Source organism: Geobacter pickeringii (genome assembly GCF_000817955.1).
In the GTDB taxonomy this organism is placed as follows: Bacteria; Desulfobacterota; Desulfuromonadia; order Geobacterales; family Geobacteraceae; genus Geobacter; species Geobacter pickeringii.
This window is the reverse complement of record NZ_CP009788.1, coordinates 2208698-2230117: the sequence shown is the minus strand read 5'-3', so window position 1 is coordinate 2230117 and position 21420 is coordinate 2208698. Positions and strand designations below refer to the sequence as shown.

20 protein-coding genes and 1 pseudogene are annotated in these 21420 nt (G+C 60.4%); 12 read left to right on the top strand and 9 right to left on the bottom strand.

Annotated elements, in window-relative coordinates:
* Window positions 1–45: 45 nt before the first annotated feature.
* The gene (locus GPICK_RS10025; RefSeq protein WP_236685533.1) at window positions 46–1323 is read right to left on the bottom strand and encodes an MFS transporter; all 1278 of its coding nucleotides are present in this window, start codon (window positions 1321–1323) and stop codon (window positions 46–48) included.
* A gap of 88 nt (window positions 1324–1411) precedes the next feature.
* On the opposite strand from GPICK_RS10025, the gene GPICK_RS10020 reads away from it, so the two are divergent.
* Window positions 1412–2296 carry a LysR family transcriptional regulator gene (locus tag GPICK_RS10020; protein WP_039742781.1) on the top strand — a complete coding sequence of 295 codons (885 nt, stop codon included), beginning with the start codon at window positions 1412–1414 and terminating at the stop codon, window positions 2294–2296.
* 5 nt (window positions 2297–2301) lie between these two features.
* Here the strand turns inward: GPICK_RS10020 and GPICK_RS10015 are convergent, their stop codons facing one another.
* Both GPICK_RS10015 and GPICK_RS10010 read right to left on the bottom strand, forming a co-directional pair.
* Window positions 2302–3135 (bottom strand): response regulator, encoded by an 834-nt coding sequence (locus GPICK_RS10015; RefSeq protein ID WP_039742779.1) that lies wholly within the window; start codon window positions 3133–3135, stop codon window positions 2302–2304.
* Between the two features lie 293 nt (window positions 3136–3428).
* Window positions 3429–4649, bottom strand: a complete 1221-nt coding sequence (locus tag GPICK_RS10010) for an ammonium transporter (protein ID WP_039742777.1) — start codon at window positions 4647–4649, stop codon at window positions 3429–3431.
* 271 nt (window positions 4650–4920) lie between these two features.
* Between GPICK_RS10010 and GPICK_RS10005 the strand changes: the two genes are divergently transcribed.
* The 10 genes and pseudogenes from GPICK_RS10005 (at window position 4921) to GPICK_RS09960 (ending at window position 14313) form a co-directional block, all read left to right on the top strand.
* Window positions 4921–6078: an acetoin utilization protein AcuC gene (locus GPICK_RS10005; RefSeq protein WP_039742773.1), complete on the top strand. Its 1158-nt coding sequence runs from the start codon at window positions 4921–4923 to the stop codon at window positions 6076–6078.
* On the top strand, window positions 6059–6892 hold the full coding sequence (locus tag GPICK_RS10000; protein WP_039742771.1) for a hypothetical protein: 834 nt from the start codon (window positions 6059–6061) through the stop codon (window positions 6890–6892). Before GPICK_RS10005 ends, GPICK_RS10000 begins: the two co-directional genes overlap by 20 nt.
* 12 nt (window positions 6893–6904) lie before the next feature.
* Complete coding sequence (locus tag GPICK_RS09995; protein WP_039742769.1) at window positions 6905–7858, top strand: tetratricopeptide repeat protein; 954 nt, start codon at window positions 6905–6907, stop codon at window positions 7856–7858.
* A 112-nt stretch (window positions 7859–7970) separates the two neighbouring features.
* On the top strand, window positions 7971–8429 hold the full coding sequence (locus tag GPICK_RS09990; RefSeq protein ID WP_236685532.1) for a hypothetical protein: 459 nt from the start codon (window positions 7971–7973) through the stop codon (window positions 8427–8429).
* A gap of 88 nt (window positions 8430–8517) precedes the next feature.
* Window positions 8518–9378: pseudogene (locus GPICK_RS09985) on the top strand (ABC transporter ATP-binding protein).
* Between the two features lie 32 nt (window positions 9379–9410).
* A complete protein-coding gene (locus GPICK_RS09980; RefSeq protein WP_039742766.1) occupies window positions 9411–10415 on the top strand; it encodes a DmsE family decaheme c-type cytochrome in 1005 nt (334 codons plus the stop codon).
* 83 nt (window positions 10416–10498) lie between these two features.
* A complete protein-coding gene (locus tag GPICK_RS09975; protein WP_236685530.1) occupies window positions 10499–12481 on the top strand; it encodes a hypothetical protein in 1983 nt (660 codons plus the stop codon).
* Between the two features lie 11 nt (window positions 12482–12492).
* Complete coding sequence (locus GPICK_RS09970) at window positions 12493–13455, top strand: ABC transporter substrate-binding protein (RefSeq protein WP_039742761.1); 963 nt, start codon at window positions 12493–12495, stop codon at window positions 13453–13455.
* 56 nt (window positions 13456–13511) lie between these two features.
* A complete protein-coding gene (locus GPICK_RS09965; protein ID WP_039745622.1) occupies window positions 13512–13904 on the top strand; it encodes a response regulator transcription factor in 393 nt (130 codons plus the stop codon).
* 16 nt (window positions 13905–13920) lie between these two features.
* A complete protein-coding gene (locus GPICK_RS09960) occupies window positions 13921–14313 on the top strand; it encodes a hypothetical protein (RefSeq protein WP_039742758.1) in 393 nt (130 codons plus the stop codon).
* Between the two features lie 24 nt (window positions 14314–14337).
* Here GPICK_RS09960 and GPICK_RS09955 read toward each other — a convergent pair whose 3' ends face one another.
* A complete protein-coding gene (locus GPICK_RS09955) occupies window positions 14338–14820 on the bottom strand; it encodes a metallophosphoesterase family protein (RefSeq protein WP_039745621.1) in 483 nt (160 codons plus the stop codon).
* A 110-nt stretch (window positions 14821–14930) separates the two neighbouring features.
* On the opposite strand from GPICK_RS09955, the gene sppA reads away from it, so the two are divergent.
* Complete coding sequence (gene sppA, locus GPICK_RS09950; protein ID WP_039742756.1) at window positions 14931–15827, top strand: signal peptide peptidase SppA; 897 nt, start codon at window positions 14931–14933, stop codon at window positions 15825–15827.
* Window positions 15828–15920: 93 nt separating this feature from the next.
* Here sppA and GPICK_RS09945 read toward each other — a convergent pair whose 3' ends face one another.
* From GPICK_RS09945 to GPICK_RS09925, 5 genes are all read right to left on the bottom strand, one after another.
* Window positions 15921–16667: a GltB/FmdC/FwdC-like GXGXG domain-containing protein gene (locus GPICK_RS09945; RefSeq protein WP_039742754.1), complete on the bottom strand. Its 747-nt coding sequence runs from the start codon at window positions 16665–16667 to the stop codon at window positions 15921–15923.
* A gap of 78 nt (window positions 16668–16745) precedes the next feature.
* Window positions 16746–17867, bottom strand: a complete 1122-nt coding sequence (locus GPICK_RS09940; RefSeq protein WP_039742751.1) for a class II glutamine amidotransferase — start codon at window positions 17865–17867, stop codon at window positions 16746–16748.
* 46 nt (window positions 17868–17913) lie between these two features.
* Window positions 17914–19224, bottom strand: coding sequence for an NAD(P)/FAD-dependent oxidoreductase (locus tag GPICK_RS09935; RefSeq protein ID WP_039742749.1), 1311 nt, complete (start codon window positions 19222–19224; stop codon window positions 17914–17916).
* Entirely contained in the window at window positions 19221–19670 is a 450-nt protein-coding gene (locus tag GPICK_RS09930; RefSeq protein ID WP_039742746.1) for a 4Fe-4S dicluster domain-containing protein, read from the bottom strand. The genes GPICK_RS09935 and GPICK_RS09930 overlap by 4 nt, the downstream gene beginning before the upstream one ends.
* Window positions 19671–19674: 4 nt before the next feature.
* Window positions 19675–21204, bottom strand: coding sequence for a glutamate synthase-related protein (locus GPICK_RS09925; protein ID WP_039742743.1), 1530 nt, complete (start codon window positions 21202–21204; stop codon window positions 19675–19677).
* Window positions 21205–21420 lie beyond the last annotated feature (216 nt).

Here is a 21420-nt window from a genome sequence, read left to right as displayed (position 1 = left end):
GATTGGCGTCGGGGTCTCCCTCTCGCCGTACGTCCCCTGCCGCCGTCAGTTTGACGGCTGGGCGGGGATCTCTTCCAATTCTCCGAATTCCTCCGGGGCTGCGGCGGTGTCGCCGAAGAGGCGAACGAGCCGGACGGCAACCACGAGGGCACCCGCCACCAGGAAAACGATCATGCTCACCACTCCATCCCAGCCGAACGTCGTCCAGAAGATGCCGCCAAGGGTTCCTGATATGCTCGACCCGAGGTAGTAGGAAAACAGGTACAGGGAGGACGCCTGTGCCTTGGCGGTCTGTGCCCGGGTACCGACCCAGCTGGAGGCAATGGCGTGGGCGGCGAAAAAGCCGGCCGTAAACAGCGCCATGCCGCAGACGATGGCAGACACCTGGTGAGCCAGGGTGATCGCGGCTCCCCCCCCCATCACCGCCATGGCGGCAAGCAGAACATTTTCCCTGCCGAACCGGCGCGTTACCCTCCCGATGGATGCAGAACTCCACGAACCGATCAGATAGACGAGAAAGAGCGAACTGACCACCGTGTGACTGAAGTTGTAGGGTGCCCCCAGCAGGCGGAAGGTAATGTAGTTGTAGAGCGTGACAAAGCTGCCGGTGAGCAGAAAGGCAATGCCGTACAGGGAGAGCAGGCCGGGATCCCGCAGGTGCTTCAACAGCGAGGTAAGCAGATACGATGCCTGGAACGGCCGCCGCCGGAAGTTCGCCGACGGGGGGAGACTTCTGGCGAAGACGAGGCTCATCCCCAGGCAGATGACGCCGATCGTCCCGATCGCAACCCGCCAGGAGAAGAGATCGGTGATCGCGGCGGTGAAAATCCGTCCCGTCATGCCACCGACGGCGTTGCCCGCAATGTAGAGCCCCATGGCGGCGGCAAGGGAGGCGGCGTCCATCTCTTCGCTGAGGTACGCCATGGCCACGGCCGGCAATCCCGCGAGTACCCCCCCCTGAATGAGGCGCAGCGCCAGGAGCGCACCGAAGGTGTGGGAGAGGGGGGTGACGAGGGCGAGCAGGGACGTCACACAGAGCGACAGCACCATGACCGGCTTCCGCCCCCACGTCTCGGATACCGTTCCCGCCAGAAGCATGGTGGCCGCCAGTGCCGATGTCGCTACAGAGAGCGGCAGGCTGGCCAGCGCCGCGGGCACCCCGTATTCCGCGCAAAAGACCGGCAGCAGCGGCTGCACGTCGTAGAGCGTGATGAACGTGGCAAACCCCGCCACAAAAAACGCCAGGGTTATGGTGCGGAACTCCCGGCTCCCTTGCCGGACCCCCGTGGTGGCGGCGTTCATTTCTCGGGTCTCTGTCTTCATGAGAACAAAGATACCAGTGGATAAACCATAAATAAAATATATAATATTTATGTTTTGAATAAACATAACTTATTGGAAGGTTGAAGAGATGGATATTCGCCAGTTGCAGTTCTTCGTGGAGATCGTCAGGCTCGGCAGTTTCACCAGGGCCGCGGAGCGGTTGCATGTCGCCCAGCCGGCGGTCAGCATGGCGATGAAGAAGCTGGAGGAGGAGCTCGATCTCGTGCTCTTCAATCGCCAGGAGCGGAAGATCTCACTGACCGCGGAGGGCGAGATCTTCCTGCGGCATGCGGAGAAGATCCTGGATGAGGTGACGTCGACGGAGACGGAAATGGAGGAACTGCGGGGGCTTGCCAAGGGGGAAGTGCGGGTGGGGATCCCGCCGATGATGAGTGCCTATTTCTTCCCGCAGATTATCCGCGACTTCTCCACCCGCTATCCGAATCTGCACCTTGCCGTGTCGGGCGAAGGCGCCACGAAAATCCAGAAGATGATCCTCCGGGGGGAGTTGGACATGGGGGTCATCGCCGGCGTGAGCCTTCCCGAAACGCTGGAACTGAGGAGGTTGCTGCGGGAAGAGGTGATAGCCTGCGTCCCCCGAGACCATCCGCTGGCGGGGCGAACGAGCCTGACTCTGCGGGAGTTCGCCAGCCAGCAGCTGATCTTCTACAAGGAAGGGTACTCTCTGAGGGAACTCATTCTGGACGTCCTGAAGGAGGCCGGGTTCAGCCCGAATATCAGGTTCGAGACCAACCTCTACACCCTGGTCAAGTCGCTCGTCCGGAAAGAGATGGGGATTTCCGTCTTCTTGCGGATGGTGGTTACGGAAGACGACGATCTGGTGGCGATCTCCTTCGATCCGCCGCTCTACCTCGATCTTCTGATCGCCTGGAAAAAGCACGGGTATCTGTCCCGCGCCAACCGGGCGTTTGTCGACTTTCTGCTGGAGAAGAGCGCCCGCCAGGCGCCGTGACGGTGTTACCGGTATTTTCTGATCAGCTCGAACGCCCGCTTTACCCGGGTGACGATTCTGATGGGCTGCACCGGTTTGGCGATAAAATCGATGAATCCCGCATCGAGGGCGCGCTGTTCGTCCTCGCCGGTGGCCTTGGAGGTGAGGAGGATGAGCGGAATCTCGGCAGTGGCCGGGTTTGCCCGCATGGCGCGCAGGAGGCCGAAGCCGTCCATGCGGGGCATGACCGAGTCGCAGATCACGAGGTCGGGTTTCTCCGTAACCGCATTCTTGAGGCCTTCAACTCCGTCGTTGGCCACGAGGACGTCGTATCCTTCCTTCAGGAGGGCAACCTGGATGATGGTGGCGATCGGAGCCGAGTCCTCGACCACGAGCACCTTCAGCCGCTCCGTGTCCTTGATCTTGCCGTGAAGGTAATGCTTCTCGATGGCGACCATCAGCTCCTGGCGGGTGGCGAGCACCGGAATCACCTGGAGGCGGTTTTTTTTGGCGAGGAAATCGATGGTTTCCTGGTCGAAGGGGTCGTTGATGGCGAGTGCCAGCATGTTCTCCTTCAGCTTGAGGGGGAAGATGAGTCTCTGCACCGCCATGTCCTGAGGGACGAGCGCCAGCAGGTCGGCCGGGAAGGAGTACTCGGCGAATCCCTTGACCGTCCTGAAACTGAATTGTTTCGAGAGGGCGTCGATGAGCTCTTCGCCGGTGATGACCCCCATCTCTTCCAGAACCTGGCCGAGCCTCTTGCCGCTCCCCCGCTGCCGCTCCAGAGCGCGCTCAAGGGTCTTCGTCGTGATGATTCCCGCCTCGACGAGAAGGTCGCCCAGCTGTTTCTTTGCATCCATGAAAAAGGTACTCCCTCTTCCTAAGGGTGAAGTTTTAGCCATTTTTTACCACAGAGCCATCCCGTTTTCCACTGCGGAGTATGCGCGGAGGGTCGGGTTCGGAGCGCGCAGAGCGTACAGAGCCGGTGCGCCGGTCCTCGGCTGATGCCATTGACGTCAGTGGTGCTCTCATGAAATTTATCGGCCACACTCCGTAAAACTTTAGGGAAACCCGCCGAAATGCTTCAAAGATTTACCATACAATAAAAGAAGGCCCCGGAAGGGGCCTTCATGAAACAGCACGGGAGTTGCCTCTAGTGGATGTGATCTTCGGGGTAGGCTCCGATGTGGTGGATGGCCAGGTCGGCGCCGGCGAACTCATCTTCGTCCGAAAGCCTGATTCCCACGGTCTTGCTGAGAACGCCGTAGACCAGAAACCCGTTCACCAGGGCGAAGGCGATGGCTGCCACCGTGCCAAGGGTCTGGGAAAGGAGCGAGATGCCTCCCATGCCGCCGAACAGCGGCTGACCGAAGATACCGGCCGCGATGCCGCCCCAGGAACCGATGACCCCGTGCAGGGGCCAGACGCCGAGCACGTCGTCGATCTTCAGCCGCTCCTGCTCGAAGTGGAAGCCGTACACGAAGATCAGCGAGGCGACGATCCCGGTGGCGAAGGCGCCGAGGGGGTGCATCAGGTCGCTGCCGGCGCAGACGGCTATAAGGCCTGCCAGTGCGCCGTTGTGAACGAAGCCGGGGTCGTTCTTTCCTGCCACGAGGGCGGAGAGAACGCCACCAACCATGGCGAGAAGCGAGTTGACGGCCACCAGCCCCGAGATGCTCTGGAGATGGCCTGCGCTCATGACGTTGAAGCCGAACCACCCTACCGCTAGAATCCAGGAACCGAGGGCCAGGAACGGAATGTTGCTGATCGGCAGCGGATGGGATTTACCCCGGATGTACCTGCCGGCGCGGGGGCCGAGGAACAGAACCGCCGGAAGGGCGATCCAGCCGCCGATGGAGTGGACGACCACCGAACCGGCGTAGTCATGGAACTCGGCGCCACCGACGCGCTTGAAAAAGTCCTGGAGAAGAGCGGCGTTTTTCCCCCAGATCAGGGATTCGAAGACCGGATACGTGACGGCGGCAAAGATCGCGCCGGCGAAGACCTGGGGCCAGAACTTGGCCCGTTCGGCGATGCCGCCGGAGATGATGGCCGGGATGCAGGCGGCGAAGCAGAGCAGGAAGAAGTAGTGGACGAGATCGTATCCCTGGGTGGCTCCGAGGAGATCCTTGGCCGGAACGAGGAACGAGATTCCGTAAGCGAGGGGGAAGCCGACGACGAAGTAGGCCACGGTCGACACCGACCAGTCGGTCAGGATCTTCACGAAGGCGTTCACCTGATTCTTCTTGCGGACCGTCCCCACTTCAAGGAACGCAAAGCCAGCGTGCATGGCGAAGACCATGACCGCACCGAGCATGAGGAACAGGACGTCAGAGCTGTTCCGGAGTCCTGTCGCCATTGACAGATTGTCCATCGATATTACCTCCATTGGTAATCTGCTCTCTTTAACCCGCCGTTGGGAAGAGCTGTCCCGCGACGATAGCAACCTTCCTGCCAAGCAGCTAACCCGATGAAATTACGTGGCGCGCCGCCGCCAGTCATTATGTGGCTGCCTTTTTGTTGGGCATCCGTGCCTTAATAGTGGGCAGTTGGGGGGAAATTAGAGGTTGACGCTTCGGTGACTACATTGTAAATTCGCGTGGTTAAAAGAAAAAACGTCATTTCTGCCGCAGCCCGGGACCCACGTGCCTGACAAGACCGCCCTCATCTATTCCCATGACTTCGCTCGCTTCAGCTACGGCGACGATCATCCGTTCAAGATCCAGCGGTTTCTTCTCGCCTATGAGCTCATGCGCCAGTACGGACTCACCGCCCTCCCGGGTGCCGATCTGCTCGACTGCCCCCGGGCGACGGAAGATGACCTCCTCACCTTCCACGACCCCGACTACCTGGCGCGTCTCAGGGAGTTCAGTGCCGCGGACGAGCCCCGTGCCGACTTCCGTTATGGCCTCGGCGACCTGGACAATCCGGTTTTCCGGGGACTCTATGACTGGGCATGCCTCGGCGCCGGCGGAACCCTCGAAGCGGCCCGCCTCGTTACCGAGGAGGGGTACGATATCGCCTTCAACCTCGCTGGCGGCTGGCACCATGCCCACCGGGCCAAGGCATCGGGATTCTCATACCTGAACGACGCGGTGCTTGCCATCAACCGCCTCCTCGACAAGGGACTGCGGGTCGCCTACCTGGACATTGACGCCCACCACGGCGACGGCGTCCAGGAGGCGTTTTACGACAGCGACCGCGTGCTGACCGTCTCGATCCACGAGAGCGGCATCTATTTTTTCCCCGGAACCGGCTTTGAGAGCGAGGTCGGCTCGGGGAGGGGGCGGGGGTACTCGGTGAACGTCCCCCTGGTGGCCCATGCCGACGATGCCCTGTTCATGAAGGCCTTTGACGAGGTTGCTTATCCGCTTATCGCCGCCTTCAACCCCGATGTCCTCGTCACCCAGCTCGGAGCCGACACGTTCCGGACCGATCCCCTCACGCGGCTTGAGATTACCACCCACAGCTACACCTATGTCCTGCGCAAGCTGAAAGCTCTGAAGATCCCGTGGGTGGCGGTGGGGGGCGGGGGGTACAACCTGGTGAACGTGGCACGGGCCTGGACCATCGCCTGGGGGGTGATGAACGGTGTCGAGCTTCCGCCGCGGCTCCCCCATCCGTTCGTGGAGATCATTGCCCGGATGGGGCATCAGAACCGGATGCTCCTCGACGCCATGCACTGGGCCGAGGAGGACGACCGGCACCGGGCCCTCGACGCGGTGGAGCAGAGTATCGCTGCCATCCGGGAGACGATTTTCCCCATCATCATCGGACGGTACGATGCGGCTAGCGGGGAATGAGCAGCTCGTGGCGAGGGGAGGGAGGGTGCTCCACTCCCTTCGGGAGATCAATTCTCTCCCTGCGACGGAAAAGGAGCGGATCTACGCCGCCCTGCTCCCCCCCCGGCTTCTGGCATATCTCGATATTGCCGCTGATTCCCTCTGCGGCCGGGATGGCCTGAAGCGGGTGACGGTGATCGCTCCCGAGGGGATCGGTCTCGTCAGGCTGGAAGTGAAGGCCCATCCCGCCGATCGGGATACGGCATTTTTTCTCGAACTGGCCGATACCCAGTTCCGGCAGATGGAGCTCGCGTTCTGCATCATTGCCGACCCCCGATCTCCGCGCTTCGATGTCGACCGGGACAGCGAGGGGCGTGACAACCTTTTCGCAACCCTGGGGAGAAACCACTGCGAAGAGGAGCGAGCCATGGCGGCGGGGCTTTTCCCCAATCAGACCCGCCGGGGGCTGCAGTTGTTCGGCGAGTTTTTCCCCCTTTTCGAGCGCTTCGTCGATTCGCTGGGGATGGAGATGGTGGTGGCCGAGCCGCTGACCTACGGCAACGCCATCCGTTACGAGAAGTATGGCTTCGACTACCTCACCGGCAAGCGGCTGATGCTCGAAATCGATCGGGAGTTCCAGTTCGGTGGTGTCCTTTTTCGACGGCTCGACGGTTCCTCCCCCTTTCGGATGCCGGGGATGGACCGAACGGTGCGCGGGCGGAGCTGGGCGATTCACGACGGGATCATGGACGAACCGTGGGACGACGTGAAAATTTACAAGATGATAGGCGTGCATGCCGGGATCGATACGTTCCCCGGCAGGGAGCCGGAATAAGGGAGGTGTGGAATGGTGGCGCAACGGGCAGACCTTACTCCGTTCAGGGGGATGAAGTACTACTATCCGCCGGACGGTGCCGAGCTTGTCTATAAGGACGGGCATGCCCGTCTTCCCTATGGCGGCATTCCGATGCCGCTTCTCGACGAAGACTACGAGGCGCTGGAGGGAGAGCCCTCCTATGATGCCATCGGTCGCGGGATCTACCAGGCGTTGCGCGCCAATCCCGACTGCTCCTTCTGCGAGTGCTACGCCACGATGCTGAGGGATGCCTATCCCCACTACCTGGCGGAGTTGGCCAGCAACGCCATCATGCTGGACGGCAAGGAGGTGGAGGTTCCGTACCTCGATCGGAAGATCGCGTGCCTCAAGATCCTCGCCCTGTTGGAACCGGAAAACGCCGGCCTCCCCCTGGAGATCGGGAAGATCTTTCTCGACCGGGGACTCCGGCTTTCCGCGCTTCACCTCTCGACGGTGAGCCTTTACCGGGCCGAGCATTTCCTGCGCCGCGCCGTCTCCCTCGCCCCGACGGAGTCGAACGCCCGCCAGTTGCTGGGCGAAGTCTGCTATCTGCTGGGGAAATACGACGATGCGGCGAATCTGTGGCGTGATATAGTTGCAGAATCCGATGCGCCGCAGGGCGGACCCCTCGGTGAACGGCTGGCCCGGATCGAAGGAGGGCGGCTGCCGGTCATTCCCACCGTCGACTACCTGGAGGCGGTCGGCGTGGCCTTTTCCCATTTCCAGGCCGGTGATTTCGAGGAATCTGCCGCCATCCTTCAGGATGTCATGCAGGATGCGGTCTTTTGTGAAGAATTCCCGGTTGCCGAAATCCACAGCGTCATGGGGAAATGTTTCGCCGAACTCGGCATGCCGAAGTATGCCGAAGAGGAGTTCCGTGAGGCATTGAAGATCGATCCGGGTCATGAGGAATCCCGCACCCGGCTCGCACATCTGACAGAATAGGAGAGAGGGGAAACGTGTTCGGCTTCAGTATTGCAGACTGGATTTTCATTGCATTGGTCATGGTGACGATATTCGTTTGCGTCGCCGTCAGCGACATGAGGAAAAGCAAAAAATGAGCGACGAAGAGCGTGATTTGACGGACGATGACGAAGAGCGCCGCCCCCTCGGCCTGGTCCTCCTGACGGCACTCTACCTGTTTTTCTTTCTGGTCACCGCCTCGACCTACGGCCATCCGTTTCCGTTCATGGGGAAGATTTACGTCGGGACGCCGGCCAAGGTGCTGGTCTTTGCCGACAGCCTCGTCTGCCTCTACCTGTTCCTGGGCCTGGCGAAGCGACAGCTGATGACCTGGTACCTTCTGATCTGCTACAACCTCTTCGAGATCGTGAACACGATCGTCAACCTGAATGTCATCTCCACGGCGGAGCTGGAGCGGGTCATCGGCGAGCGCATCGACCACGATGCCCTGCTGATCAACAATATCGCCAGCGCACTGGCGATATTGCTGCTGACGCAGTACATATACCGCCATCGCAATTTTTTCACCAACCGGAAGGTCTATCTTTTCTGAGGGGGCGGAGGTTGCGCCCGCCGGCTCCCTCTGCTATCATGGCCGGCCATTGCACAAAGGAGATTGAGCGGTGTTTCTGAAGTCCCTGATGGAGTCAAAGAACGAGGGTGGAGGTCTGTTCAACAAGCTGATGCATGGCCTGTCCGGTTCCATCTTTCCCGACAGCGGCGCCGGCTGACGGGTTGACCTGAGCGACACCCGGGGGGTGTCAATACGGATCCAGCGTCTCAACAAGCACTTCGGGGAGAAGCACGTCCTGCGGGACGTGAACCTGGAGATCCACGCCGGCGAAACCTTCTGCATCATCGGTCCGTCGGGAACCGGCAAGAGCGTCCTGCTCAAGCATATCGTCAAGCTGGAGACTCCTGAAAGCGGCGAAATTTATATCGATGAGCAGCCGCTTTTTTCGCAAAACGGCCAGAGTGCCCTGACCGATTACCGCTACAGCATGGTCTTCCAGTCGTCCGCTCTGTTCAACTCCCTCACGGTGGGTGAGAACGTGGGGCTCTGGCTTCGGGAGAAACGGATCTGCAAGGAGCAGCGGATCAGGGAGATTATCCGCGAAAAACTTGCACAGGTCGGGCTCGAAGGGACTGAGGACCTCAAGACGTCGGAGCTGTCGGGGGGGATGAAGAAGCGGGTCGCCATTGCGCGCTCCCTGGCGATGAACCCCGATCTGATCCTGTACGACGAGCCGACGGCCGAGCTCGATCCGGTCACCACCGACGAACTTGCCAATACCATCCTGAGCCTCAAGGAGACGACGAAAAATACGACCGTCATTGTCACCCACGACCTGAACTTCGCCCTCTACGTCTCCGACCGGATCGCCATGATGCACGCCGGGACAATCGTCGGGGTCGGTACCCCTGCCGAGATCAAGGCAAGCAGCGACCCGATTATCAGGGGGTTCATCTACACCACAACCAAGGGGATCAAGGGGGAGTAGATTCCCGCCACCCGTAACCCAAGGGCTGCTCCATGAACGAGAAAACGAAGATCAGAGCCGTTCTGCTCACCGTTGTCGCCGGTGTTTTCCCTTTTCTGGCCGCCTGTGCCGCACTTAAGCAAGACCGTCCCCTCCTTCCGGTTCAGGAATACGAACGGATGATCGTCGGTCGACTCGATGCCGAGTACGTGGGGACCGACAACTGCGTTTCCAAGTGTCATCGGCACGAAAAGATCGCCGATGATTTCAAGCACAGCGTCCACGGGGAACAGATCAAGCCGGAGACGGGGCTGCCGCTGGTGAACTGCGAGTCGTGCCATGGCCCGGGAAGTCTCGGCATCGAGCAGATTTCCGATGATGTTGCGGATAACGACGCGAAAAAGATCAAATGCGACACGAGCACGTTCCTCGATATCAAGAATCTCCCCACCCCCGCCCAGTCCCTGATCTGCCTGAAATGTCACTCTGCCGCCTCGACGCCGAGCCTCGCGCTCTGGAATGCGAGTGCCCACGCCTTGAACGATGTGGGATGTTTTGATTGCCACAAACTCCACAAGGGTCCTCAGCAGAAGGTGAGCCGCGAGGAGATGGCGGAGATGTGCTATGGTTGCCATCCCGAGGTCAGGGCCCAGAATAATCTCTTTTCCCATCATCCGCTCCGGGAGAAGAAGATGGCCTGCACCGATTGCCACGACCCCCACGGCTCCGTGCAGCCGAACCTGCTCAAGGGGAATACGGTCAAAGAGGTATGCACCCGCTGCCACATGGACAAGCAGGGGCCTTTCGCCTTCGAGCATGCCGACGTCACTGAAAACTGCGCCAATTGCCATACTCCTCACGGTTCGATCAACAACAATCTCCTGAATGCGGCGATGCCGTTCCTTTGCCTTCAGTGCCATGCGGGACATTCGATCGGCGCGAATCCGTCCGACGCCACCAGAACGCTCTTTAATAACCGTTGCACCGATTGCCACTCGCAGATCCACGGCAGCGATGTCCCGACCAGCACACAGAAAAAGGGAGACTTCCTCAAGTGACGGTGCGGCTTCCCGGCGGAAGGAGTGCGGTGATGAGGCTGAGATCATGTCGAAAGGCATTTCTGCCCGCTTTTCTCCTCTGTATGCTCGCCATCGCTCCGGCGTACGGCGAGGGGACCGCTGTCCCGGTCGCCGATGACGAAGCGGGAACGGTGGAGGGGGGAGGAGACACAGAAGTCACGGTTCCGGTGGAACTCCCCTCGTATGAGCCGGAGGTGGAGGTCCATCGTTTGCTGGAGGTGGGGGCGGGGTACCGCTTCGTCACCACCGATGGCTCCGGAGGGCGAGCCGCCGAGTACGAGTATCTTCGCCCGAGCGTCACCGGCAGTGCCCACTTCGCCCGTCTTGGGAAAGACCTCAAGCTTGACGTCGATGGCACCTACCTGAACAGCAAAGATTACCACGCAAACCTCGATTTCGACTATGCCGGGTACTACCGCCTCGATTTCCGGACCGAATCGCTCTTCCACAACCTTGACCATGAGACCTACGCGCTTTCTCCGGCACTCTTCACCGATTCGGCTCCGGCTGAGCGCTACGGCATCACCACCCGGCAGGATGCCTTTCACTTCCGGTACAAGCTTCGCGATTATCCGATCCATCTCAATCTGAGCCACTGGCTCATTGACCGGGAAGGCTCCTCTCAACAGCGGTTTTCCGATTATACCTTTGACGCCATACTCCAGGCCAATAACAAGCTCTTTTCCCAGACGAGAAGGATCGACCGGACCACCCAGGAGGGAACCATTGGTCTCGATGCCCATCTGGGTCCGGTCAATCTCGTCTATCAGTTCCAGTTCAGACAGAGCGACGAGAGAGGGGGGACCCCTTCCGATCTCTTCAGCGCCCAGCAGGGACCTTCCGAGCATAACGAAGCCCCGGAGAGCCGCTTTTATTCCCATTCGGTCAAACTCTATTCATCTCTTGCCGGCGGGGCGACCGGGGCAGCCTCCTACGCGTACTCGCGGAGCGAGAACCGTTCGTCCCTTTCCTCCGTGGTGGGAGCCGACCAGGCCCGGGATACGCTTCAGAACGTGGCGGGGGATTTCAGCTATGCACCCTGCGCCTGGTTTTCCACCGCGGTCAGATACCGGCATCAGGAGGTCGATCGTGAACGGCCCGCATCTCTTCTCGTTTCTTCCCTGTCGGGAGGAACTGTCGATGTCAGGCCGCTCTTCGACACCGTGCGGGATATCGTTTCAGCCAATGCCACGATCCGGCCGAGCACCATTCTCTCGGTGAACGGGGAGTATCGCGGCAGTTTCCTTCGCCGCGACGGGGTAACCGATGGCGCGTGGAACCTCCCCGAGGAATCCACGACCCACAGCGGTACCATGACCCTGCTGCTGCGTCCCTTCAAGGGGTTGAGGTTACGGGGGCTCTACGGTTATTCCACCACGGACAACCCCTCCTACGGGATTACGCCCGAACAGCAGCATGAGGGGCAGCTTCTTGCCTCTTACAGCCGGGACGGGCGCTGGGGAGTCACCGCCAACTACCAGATCACGCGGGCGTGGAACGACAGCATCGCGCGCACGACACACCCCTTCAACGGGAGCCCTTCAATTACCTATGTTCTTCCCTCGGATCGGCACACGGTCCATTCCGCGGCCGGCGTCTGGGTCAGTCCGCTGGAGCGTCTGACCCTGAGCGGCCACGTGGGGTTTCTCCGCAATCGTTCCGATCAGGCGGTTCTCTTCGCATCAGTCTTCAACGGAAACCAGGCAGCGTCTGATTACATCTCACAGGGTGAGCTCTATTCCCTGAACGCCACCTACCGGGCAGCCGATACCCTCGATCTCTCCCTTGCCCTGCAGGAGCTCCATTCCCGTGCCGAGTTCAAACCTGCCGCGTTGACCGACGGAGGCGTTTCAACGGCGGGGATTACGGAGCTGAGCCGCGTCAGGACCATCGAACGCTCTCTCTCCGCCCGGGCGAACTACTGGTGGACGAAGCACTTTTCGTGTGTCCTCGACTATTCCTACCGCGATTACGACAACAGAACCGGCACTTCGAACGAGGGGACCGTTCATGTCGTTTCGGCTTCTCTGAAGACCAAATGGTAGCCAGGGTACCCATGACCGTGACTCGTTACCTAGCCATCCTGATTCTGGGTATCGCAACGCTCTGCAGCGGGAGTGCGGCCGGCGCGGGGAAGGTGGTGGCGACGGTGCTGACCAGCGATATGCCGCGCTACCGGGAAGCCCACCGCTCCTTCGTGAAGGCCCTTTCCGCCCGCGGATACGACCAGGGAAGCGTGGAGATCCTTACCCAGACCCCCAACCCCGACCCGATCTCGTGGGCGAATACGCTCAGGAAATTCAACGCCGTCAAACCCGACGTAATCGTGACTTTCGGCGCTTCCGCGACCCTGGCGGCGCTCCAGGAGACCGACAACGCCATTCCGGTGGTCTTTGCCGATGTCTACGGCCCCGTCGAAACCGGCATGACGCGAAGCATGTCGAAATCGGGGACCAATCTCTGCGGAGCCAGCTCCAAGGTCCCCGTGGCAACGCTGGTGAAGACCATGGCGGATATCCGTCCGGTGCGAACACTTGGCATTCTGTACAATAATCGGGAGGCGGGAGCCATCGTGCAGCTCAAGGAGTTGAAACGCCTTGCGGCACAGCACGGTTTCACGGTGGTTGAGGCCAATGTTCCGACTGCCGCCGGCCTTGACGCGGCGCTCGGCCATCTCGTTTCGCGGTCTGACTGCCTCTTCGTCACGGAGAGTTCGGTGGTTGGAAAGCAGTTCGACCGGATTATGCGCAAGGCGAATGAGGCGCGATTGCCGGTCATTTCCACGGTCCCCGAGGCAGCGGAGAAGGGGGCCCTCGTAACCCTCGAGATAAGTCCAGCGGAGCAGGGACAGCTCGCGGCGGAGTACGCTGCCAAGATCCTCGCGGGGAAGAAGCCCGGTGAGCTGCCAATTGCCACAGCGCACAAGGTGGAGCTGGTGGTCAACCTCCATACGGCGAAGGGCCTCGGGCTACAGATCCCGTTCCGTACCCTGAATGCCGCGACCAAGGTTCTCAAGTAGGCGAAGAGGCTCCGATTTTTTTGCAGAGGTGCGGGCTGGTGCCGCACGAGGTGATAATGGGCAAGATTCTGATCGTTGATGACGACAAGGCCTTTTCGCGGTTGCTGAAGAGCTATATCAAGCAGTACTATCCCATTTTGAGAGTTCAGGTGTGCAGCGACCCCGTGCGCGCCCTGTCATTCATCAGAAAGGGGAACCTTGACCTGTTGCTTGTGGATTATGAAATGCCGGTGCTTGACGGGGAAAAGGTGGCAAACTACGCCCGCGAGGTCGGCGTCGACAAGAGCAGGATCATCATTCTGTCGAGTCGGGAGGCTGATTTTCTTCACGAGCAGTTTCCCCTGGGGACGTGTCTGGCCGTAATGAACAAGTATGAAACGGCGCAGAAGGCGGTGCTCGACATGATCTTCAGTTCTTTGCAGCGTAAAGCGGCGGCGAACGCCGGCTGACCAGGAGAGGGTACCTATGGCGTCGAAGGAGATGACGGTCGTATTCTATCGGCAGAATCACACGCGGGACAACTGGCGCGTCGACATCGAGGGGGAAGTGGCGGGCCGCTTCTTTGCCGAATTCTCGGAAGATCTGGCACGGTTCGGGATCGTGCTGAAGCGCGCGACCAATGACGCTTACGCGATTGATGTCAACAGTTACGCCGATCTCCTCAACGCGGTGAGGATCTCGTCACCTGCTGACGGTTTTCACGCCATCTGCGTGGGGCATGTCATCGGCAAGAGCGAGCATCTCGATCTGTTTGAAGATATCAGGCGGGCGGTGACGCGCATTGCCTTTGCGCCTGAAACGGTGCCGCCGGAGGATCACAACCGGAAGGTATGCCATAACTGCGGCTGCGGGTGCTGAGGATTTATGGACGTGTGGTCCCTGCTAGGAGAGGGGAATCGATGCGGGGATGATCTTGGCTGATACGGATCCGTTTTCGAGGGTGAGCACGGCGTAGCTCAACTGCTCGCACCCCTTCTTGAGGCAGCCGGGGTTGACGTAGAGGATGCCGTCGAGTTCGTCAATGGCGGCGAGGTGGGTGTGACCGTAGAGAACGATGTCGGCCTTTTCGGCCCGTGCCCGTTTTTTCAGCCGCTCCATCCCCGTTTTTACATTGTAAAGGTCACCATGGGTAATGAGGACGGTGTGCCCTTCAAGATCAAGCAGCGTCTCACGGGGGGAATCGAAGGAGCAATCACAATTCCCGCTCACCTTCACGATGTCCCTGCCGGTCGCGTCTTCCAGGAAACAGGCATCGTCGATTTCGTCACCCAGGTGGACGATATGATCAGCATCGCCATGGGCGTCGATAATGGCGAGAGCCAGGGGCTGGTTGCCGTGAGTATCGGAAAGAATTACCAGTTTCATGCAAATATTGTGGGGCATCAAGTGGGCTCAGTCAACAGGTTTATCGAGAAAAATTCCTCATGTAAACTCTATATAAATTCAATGCCGACGGGCATTCGAAGGGGCTGTCGATGAACAGAAAATACGTCGCTGCGGGTATCGTCATCGTTGTGGCGGTCACGATTCTCTTTGCTTTCTCGGTGCAGGTGGTGCGGCTGTTTCTGGGGGATTCTCCGGTTGTTCTCACCAGCGAAGAGGGGGTGGGGTACCTGGAAGTCAAGGGCCCCATCATCGACTGCGAAGAGACGATCAAGCAGATTCACGAGCTGAAAAAACGGTCGAATGTCAAAGCGGTGGTCTTCAGGATCGATTCTCCCGGCGGTGTCGTCGGGCCGTCCCAGGAGATTTACGAAGAGATGAAAAAGCTCGCCGCCGCGAAGAAGGTGGTGGTCTCCATGGGCAGCATCGCCGCCTCGGGAGGCTATTACATTGCGGTACCCGCCTCGGTGATCTACGCCAATTCGGGATCCATAACCGGCAGCATCGGTGTCCTCATGAAAATGTCGAACATCGAGGGGCTCCTCGGCAAGGTGGGGCTGAAGGCGTTCACCATCAAGAGCGGCCGGTTCAAGGACGTCGGTTCGCCGTTACGGGAGATGACCCCGCAGGATCGAGCGATTTTGCAGGGGGTTATCGACAATCTGCACGGGCAGTTCGTGAAGGCGGTGGCCGACGGGCGCAAACTGCCGGTCGAAAAGGTGAGGGCGTTGGCCGACGGACGCGTCTATACCGGAGAGCAGGCCCTGTCGCTTCATCTTGTTGACCGGCTCGGTACGCTCCAGGATGCCGTCATGGAGGCGGGGCGACTCGCCGGAATAAAAGGGGAGCCGAAGCTGATCATGCCGCCGAAGAAGCGTAAGCTGCTCCGCGATATGCTCGTGGAAGGGGTCAGCGGCATCATTGGTGAAGCGGGCCAGCGAGAGAACTCGTTCAGCGTGAATTACCAACTGGAAGGTGCCCCCCGCTGAGATAACCCCTGCGGTAAATATGTCAGAACAGAAAAAGGGAAGGCAGCGATGCCTTCCCTTTCTATTTCCTCGTATGCGTACCGTGAAGCCGGTTCAGCGCGGCATCGGACAGTACATGTTGCCGTAGGGGCGCTTGCTCTTCGGAAGAATCTTCACAAACTCTCCGCTCATCACCTCGGCGAAGTCGATGCCAAAATCAGCACAGTACTCCATCAGGTATTCTTCCAGCACCTGGCGATCCTCCGCGGTCAGCTCGAAGACGCCGACTTCCTGAGAAAGCTTCTTCTCGTCGACCATCCCCCGGACGTAGATCGTTCCGCCATGCATGCCGGTCCCAAAACGGAAGCCGTGCATCGGCTTGTCCGCGTCATCGCTGAACATTCCGAGCAGGATCAGGACCCCGCCGGCCATGTACTCGCCGAAAAAGTCGCCGGCCTTGCCCCCCGCGATGAGGACCGGCTTGTTCTCGTCGTAGGACTTCATATGGATGCCGACCCGGTAGCCGACATCCTTGCGGATGTGAACCCGGCCGCCGCGCATCCCGTAGCCGAGGACGTCGCCGGCGTGGCCGTGGACGATCACCTTGCCGGCGTTCATCGTGTTGCCGATGTTGTCCTGTCCGTTCTCGTTCACAACGATCGTGGCGCCGTTCATGAACGCGGCAAGATCGTTCCCCGGCACGCCGTGGATGGTTATGGTAACGGGTTTGTTGATCCCGTCGCCGATAAAGTACTGGCCATTCACATTGACCAGGTCGATCTCCGTGGCGCCCGCAGCCACCGCCTCGCGGATTTTCTGGTTGAGGTCCCGGTAGTAGAGACCCTGTGCATCGATTTTCATAACTGACACCTCAAAATCTGTGGAAAGCGAAGAGGAGGGAAATCGATCACTGTCGGCTTCCCATGCATCGCTGGTTGATTAGATTACGCCAGGATCCAGTTTCGCGATGACCGGTTCGCCGCCGCGCGGAGCCCAGACCTTGTCGGGCTTCGGACAGATTTCGCGGATTGCCGCTTCCTCGGACGCCATGTAGACGAAGTCGTCCTTCGTGGCGCAGACCAGGGGACGGAGCTTGACGCGGTCGTTGAGGCCGATGAGCCCCTCGTTGCTGGCGAAGAGGATGGCGAAGGGGCCGTTGAGAAGCGCGCTTCCGTAAACCTGGCGGATGGCGGTCAGCAGCTGGCGCTCGTCCTCGGGAAGGGCGTCAATGATATCCCAGAAGGGGGAGGCCAGGGCCAGGCTCGCCAGCTCTGGCGTGAGCCCGTGCTTGCGGATGAGCAGGTCGAGGGTATAAGCGACGACCTCGGTGTCGGTCAGCATGGTGCAGAGGTAGCCGTACATCTCAAGGTAGCGCTTGTTGATGCCGTAGGACGAGATCTCGCCGTTATGGACGATGGACCAGTCGAGGAGGGTGAACGGGTGGGCTCCACCCCACCACCCCGGCGTGTTGGTGGGGAAGCGGTTGTGGGCGGTCCAGATGTACCCCTGGTACTCCTCGAGTCGGAAGAAATCGGCGATCTCCTCGGGGTAACCGACCCCCTTGAACGCCCCCATGTTCTTGCCGGAAGAGACGACGAACGCCCCTTCGATCTCGTTGTTGATGGACATGACGTGCCGGACGACAACGTCTTCGTCGGTCATCCCCTGGAATTCGATCGCTTCCTGGTAGTCCGGCGTTTCGAGCGGCTTTACGAAGTAGCGCTTGAAGACCGGCGGATTGACGATGGCCGGCGTGCGGCGCGTCGGGATCTCCTCGTGCTGCTCGATGAAGAAGTGGCGCTCCAGGTACTCTTCGGTCAACTGGAGGGCCATGCCGCTCTCGTACATCAGATGGAAGGCGAAGAATTCCTTGTAATCGGGATAGATCCCGTAGGCGCCGAACCCGCCGCCGAGGCCGTTACCCCGGTCGTGCATGAGGGCGATCGATTTGATGATGACCTCTCCCCCGACGAGCTTCCCCGACTTGGAGATAAAGCCGGTGAGACCGCAGTTGGAGATATCTTTCTGGAAGTTGTGGGTCGGTTTGCGTGTAACGTTCATTGTTCGAACCTCTGTCTGGTCGTGGCGAATCGCTGGGGCGAACGGGTCAGTGGCCGACGGCCCGGGCCGGCTTCCCGGTCTCCGTTATCTTGCCGGCAGGAGCGAACAGGGTGTTCCGCAACTCCTTCGGCAGATGGGCGAAACCGAAATCAGGGGCCAGGAGCTGTTCCTTGAACGGCGTGACATCCATCTTGTCGCGGATGAGGCCGGCGAAAATCCCGGCGCGGTCCACGGCGCCCACGAGCACGGCCCCGGCGAGAAGACCATCCTTGATGACGATCTTGCGGTAGAGATAGCTTTCTTGGTCCATATACGTCAGGATCTCGAACTCCTTCGGTTCCGGCGGGTTGGTGATCCCCATGGAGATGGTGGGCACCTTGAAGAGCTCGATGGAGTTCATGGCGATGCCGCCCGCATATTCCTTGGTCCCGCCGGCCATACTGACGCCGGCGATGTCCCCCTGGATGTAGGCATCGGGCCAGATCGGCATCGGGTTCTTGACCCCGGTGAAGAAGTCCTTGGCCTCGGCCACATCGCCGGCGGCAAAGATCCCCTCGACACTGGCCTCCATCCGGTCGTCGACAACGATGCCGCGGTTGACCTCGACCCCGCTTTCCTTCAGGAAGGTGCAGGCCGGACGAACGCCAATGGCGACGATGACCGTGTCGCAGGGGATGAAGTCGCCGGAACGGAGTGTCACCCCCGTGATATCCGACCCTTCTCCCTCGATCCGGACCACCGTCTCTTCGGTAAGGACGTCGATGCCGTTGGCCTTCATCTTCTTGGAAACGATCCGCCCTGCGGGACGATCGAAGGCCATGGAGAGAATCCGGTCGGCCAGTTCTACGATGGTGATCTGCTTGCCGAGGAGGTGCAGGCCTTCGGCCGCCTTGAGCCCGATGAGACCGCCGCCGATGACGACGACCCTTTCGATGTCGTTGGCAATCCCCTTGAGCTTCGCCGCGTCATCCCAGGTGGTGAAGGTGAAGATCCGCTCCTTGTCGGCCATCCCCTCGATGGGGGGGACGAAGGGGTCGCCGCCGGTGGCGACGAGGAGCTTGTCGTACGCGATGGTGTCGCCCGCGGCAAGTCTGACGCTCCGGCCTGTGGGGTCGACGCCGATCACCTCGGAGTCGAGGAGGAGGTTGACTCGGTTCTTCTCGTAGAAGTCTTCGGGAAGGTAGGCCATCCGCTTCTCGGTGACGAGGCCGCCAAGGAGGTAGGAGATGAGGGGACGGCCGTAGGCGACGTGGCGCTCACGGGAGATGACCGTGATGTTGCCGCTCTGGTCAACGCTTCTGATGCCTCGGACGGCGCCGACGGCGGCCACGGAGTTTCCGATGATCACGTAATTCATTTCTGGCTCCCCTCCTTGTAGACAAGCGCGCGGTTGGGGCAGGCGTCGACGCAGGCCGGGCTCTTGCGATCAGGGCAGAGGTCGCACTTGTTTGCCTTCTTTTTGGTGAGATTGCGCTGGATGGCACCGTAGGGGCATGCCATGACGCAAGACCAGCAACCGACGCACTGCTCGGTATCGACCCGGACGACGCCGTTGTCGAATTTCTGGATGGCGCCCGAGATGCATGCCCGCATGCAGTCGGGCTCGTCGCAGTGACGACAGGTGGTGGAGAAGGAGACGATGCCGCCGTCCCACTCTTCGACCGTACAGCGCGAGATGGGGCGGACCGGTTCGTGGAGGAATGCCTTGACCGGATCCTTCGACGGGGAGTGTTCGGTGATGCAGGCGACCTCGCAGAGGTGACAGCCGATGCAGGCGTCTTCGAGAGTGTAGATTCGCTTCATGGTTCTATTCTCCAGCGGGCATCACGCCCAGAAGATTCATGTCTTTTTCCGAGAGCCCCACCGCGCGAAGCTTGTAGCGGTTGCCGCGCAGCGATTCGAGGGCGTTGAGCCCCATGCCGCCGAGGATCTCCTTCATCTCGTGACCCCAGGCGTGGACGAGGTTCACCAGCCGCTCGGCACCGAGTTCCGGATTGAGTCTCTTGGCGAGGTACGGGTTATTGGTGGTGATTCCCCAGGGGCACTTGCCGGTGTAGCAACGCTGGCAGAGGGTGCAGCCCAGGGCGAGGAGGGTCGAGGTGCCGAGGTTGATGGCATCGGCGCCGAGGGCGATAGCCTTGATGGCGTCTCCCGAGGAGCGGACGCCGCCGCCGACCACGATCGAAACCTGGTTCCTGATCCCCTCGTCCCGCAGCCGCGAATCCACGGCGGCGAGGGCGAGTTCCATCGGAATCCCGACGTTGTCGCGGATGACTTGGGGTGCTGCACCGGTCCCCCCGCGGAAGCCGTCGATGGTGATGATGTCGGCACCGGCCCGGGCCACGCCGGAAGCAATGGCCGCCACATGGTGGACCGCCGCGATCTTGACCGATACCGGCTTTTCGTAGTTGGTCGCCTCTTTCAGCGCAAAGATCAGCTGACGCAGGTCTTCGATGGAGTAGATGTCGTGGTGGGGAGCCGGCGAAATGGCGTCGGAGCCCATGGGAATCATCCGGGTCTCGGAAATCTCGCTGTTGACCTTTTCGCCGGGGAGGTGCCCGCCGATTCCCGGCTTGGCTCCCTGGCCCACCTTGATCTCGATCCCGACGCCGGCGTTCAGGTACTGCTCACTGACGCCGAACCGTCCCGACGCCACCTGAACGATGACGTTCTTGCCGTACTGGTAGAGGTCCTTGTGGAGACCACCCTCGCCGGTGTTGTAAAGGGTGCCGAGTTCCTGGGCGGCAGCTGCCATCGCCTTGTGAGCGTTGAGGTTCAGGGCGCCGTAACTCATGGCGGAGAAGATGAAGGGGTATTCCAGCTTCAGTTGCGGCGTGAGTTTGGTGGCGAGTTTTGGCTTGCCCGTCTGCTCGTCCCGCACGACTTCGATAGCGTGGGGCTTCTTGCCCAGGTAGGTCCGCAGTTCCATCGGCTCGCGGAGCGGGTCGATGGACGGGTTGGTGACCTGGGAAGCGTCGAGGAGCATGTGGTCCCAGTAGATCGGGTATTTTGCCGGGTTCCCCATGGCAGCAAGCAGGATGCCGCCGGTATCGGCCTGGGCATAGAGGTTGCGGATGTGGGCGCCGGACCACGACTCGTTCCGCTTGAAGGCCTCCTCGTTGGCGCGGATGGTGATGGCGCCGGTGGGACAGAGGGCCGAACAGCGGCGGCAGCCGATGCAGAGGGTGTTGTCCTCCGTCAGGACATCTGCCTCCTCCTGGTACGAGTGGACCTCGTAGGCGCACTGGCGGATGCAGACCTTGCAGCGGATGCACTTGGCGTCACTGCGGTCGATGATGAATTCGTTGAACGACTCTGTTACGGTTTTGTACAGCACCTTGGGACCTCCTGGATGCGGGGAGTGTGATCTGGTTACACTCGTGCCTCGTGGACAAGCTTATATGCGATACCCGTGCCATTTGGTCGCGCATGGAAGTGGCTCTGTGTGGTGGTTGGGTAATGTGGCGAAATTATGGGCCAACTGCATTGCGAACGGCCATTGATTGGCTCGTATACGGACGCTGGTCGGCAACTGGCGATTGAGGATGTGGTG

What these genes read in the sequence shown, in the direction of transcription:
- GPICK_RS10025 (WP_236685533.1), bottom strand. Translation starts at nt 1,323, where the DNA reads ATGAAGACAGAGACCCGAGAAATGAACGCCGCCACCACGGGGGTCCGG.
- GPICK_RS10020 (WP_039742781.1), top strand. Translation starts at nt 1,412, where the DNA reads ATGGATATTCGCCAGTTGCAGTTCTTCGTGGAGATCGTCAGGCTCGGC.
- GPICK_RS10015 (WP_039742779.1), bottom strand. Translation starts at nt 3,135, where the DNA reads ATGGATGCAAAGAAACAGCTGGGCGACCTTCTCGTCGAGGCGGGAATC.
- GPICK_RS10010 (WP_039742777.1), bottom strand. Translation starts at nt 4,649, where the DNA reads ATGGACAATCTGTCAATGGCGACAGGACTCCGGAACAGCTCTGACGTC.
- GPICK_RS10000 (WP_039742771.1), top strand. Translation starts at nt 6,059, where the DNA reads ATGCGGCTAGCGGGGAATGAGCAGCTCGTGGCGAGGGGAGGGAGGGTG.
- GPICK_RS09995 (WP_039742769.1), top strand. Translation starts at nt 6,905, where the DNA reads ATGGTGGCGCAACGGGCAGACCTTACTCCGTTCAGGGGGATGAAGTAC.
- GPICK_RS09990 (WP_236685532.1), top strand. Translation starts at nt 7,971, where the DNA reads ATGAGCGACGAAGAGCGTGATTTGACGGACGATGACGAAGAGCGCCGC.
- GPICK_RS09980 (WP_039742766.1), top strand. Translation starts at nt 9,411, where the DNA reads ATGAACGAGAAAACGAAGATCAGAGCCGTTCTGCTCACCGTTGTCGCC.
- GPICK_RS09975 (WP_236685530.1), top strand. Translation starts at nt 10,499, where the DNA reads ATGCTCGCCATCGCTCCGGCGTACGGCGAGGGGACCGCTGTCCCGGTC.
- GPICK_RS09970 (WP_039742761.1), top strand. Translation starts at nt 12,493, where the DNA reads ATGACCGTGACTCGTTACCTAGCCATCCTGATTCTGGGTATCGCAACG.
- GPICK_RS09965 (WP_039745622.1), top strand. Translation starts at nt 13,512, where the DNA reads ATGGGCAAGATTCTGATCGTTGATGACGACAAGGCCTTTTCGCGGTTG.
- GPICK_RS09960 (WP_039742758.1), top strand. Translation starts at nt 13,921, where the DNA reads ATGGCGTCGAAGGAGATGACGGTCGTATTCTATCGGCAGAATCACACG.
- GPICK_RS09955 (WP_039745621.1), bottom strand. Translation starts at nt 14,820, where the DNA reads ATGAAACTGGTAATTCTTTCCGATACTCACGGCAACCAGCCCCTGGCT.
- sppA (WP_039742756.1), top strand. Translation starts at nt 14,931, where the DNA reads ATGAACAGAAAATACGTCGCTGCGGGTATCGTCATCGTTGTGGCGGTC.
- GPICK_RS09945 (WP_039742754.1), bottom strand. Translation starts at nt 16,667, where the DNA reads ATGAAAATCGATGCACAGGGTCTCTACTACCGGGACCTCAACCAGAAA.
- GPICK_RS09940 (WP_039742751.1), bottom strand. Translation starts at nt 17,867, where the DNA reads ATGAACGTTACACGCAAACCGACCCACAACTTCCAGAAAGATATCTCC.
- GPICK_RS09935 (WP_039742749.1), bottom strand. Translation starts at nt 19,224, where the DNA reads ATGAATTACGTGATCATCGGAAACTCCGTGGCCGCCGTCGGCGCCGTC.
- GPICK_RS09930 (WP_039742746.1), bottom strand. Translation starts at nt 19,670, where the DNA reads ATGAAGCGAATCTACACTCTCGAAGACGCCTGCATCGGCTGTCACCTC.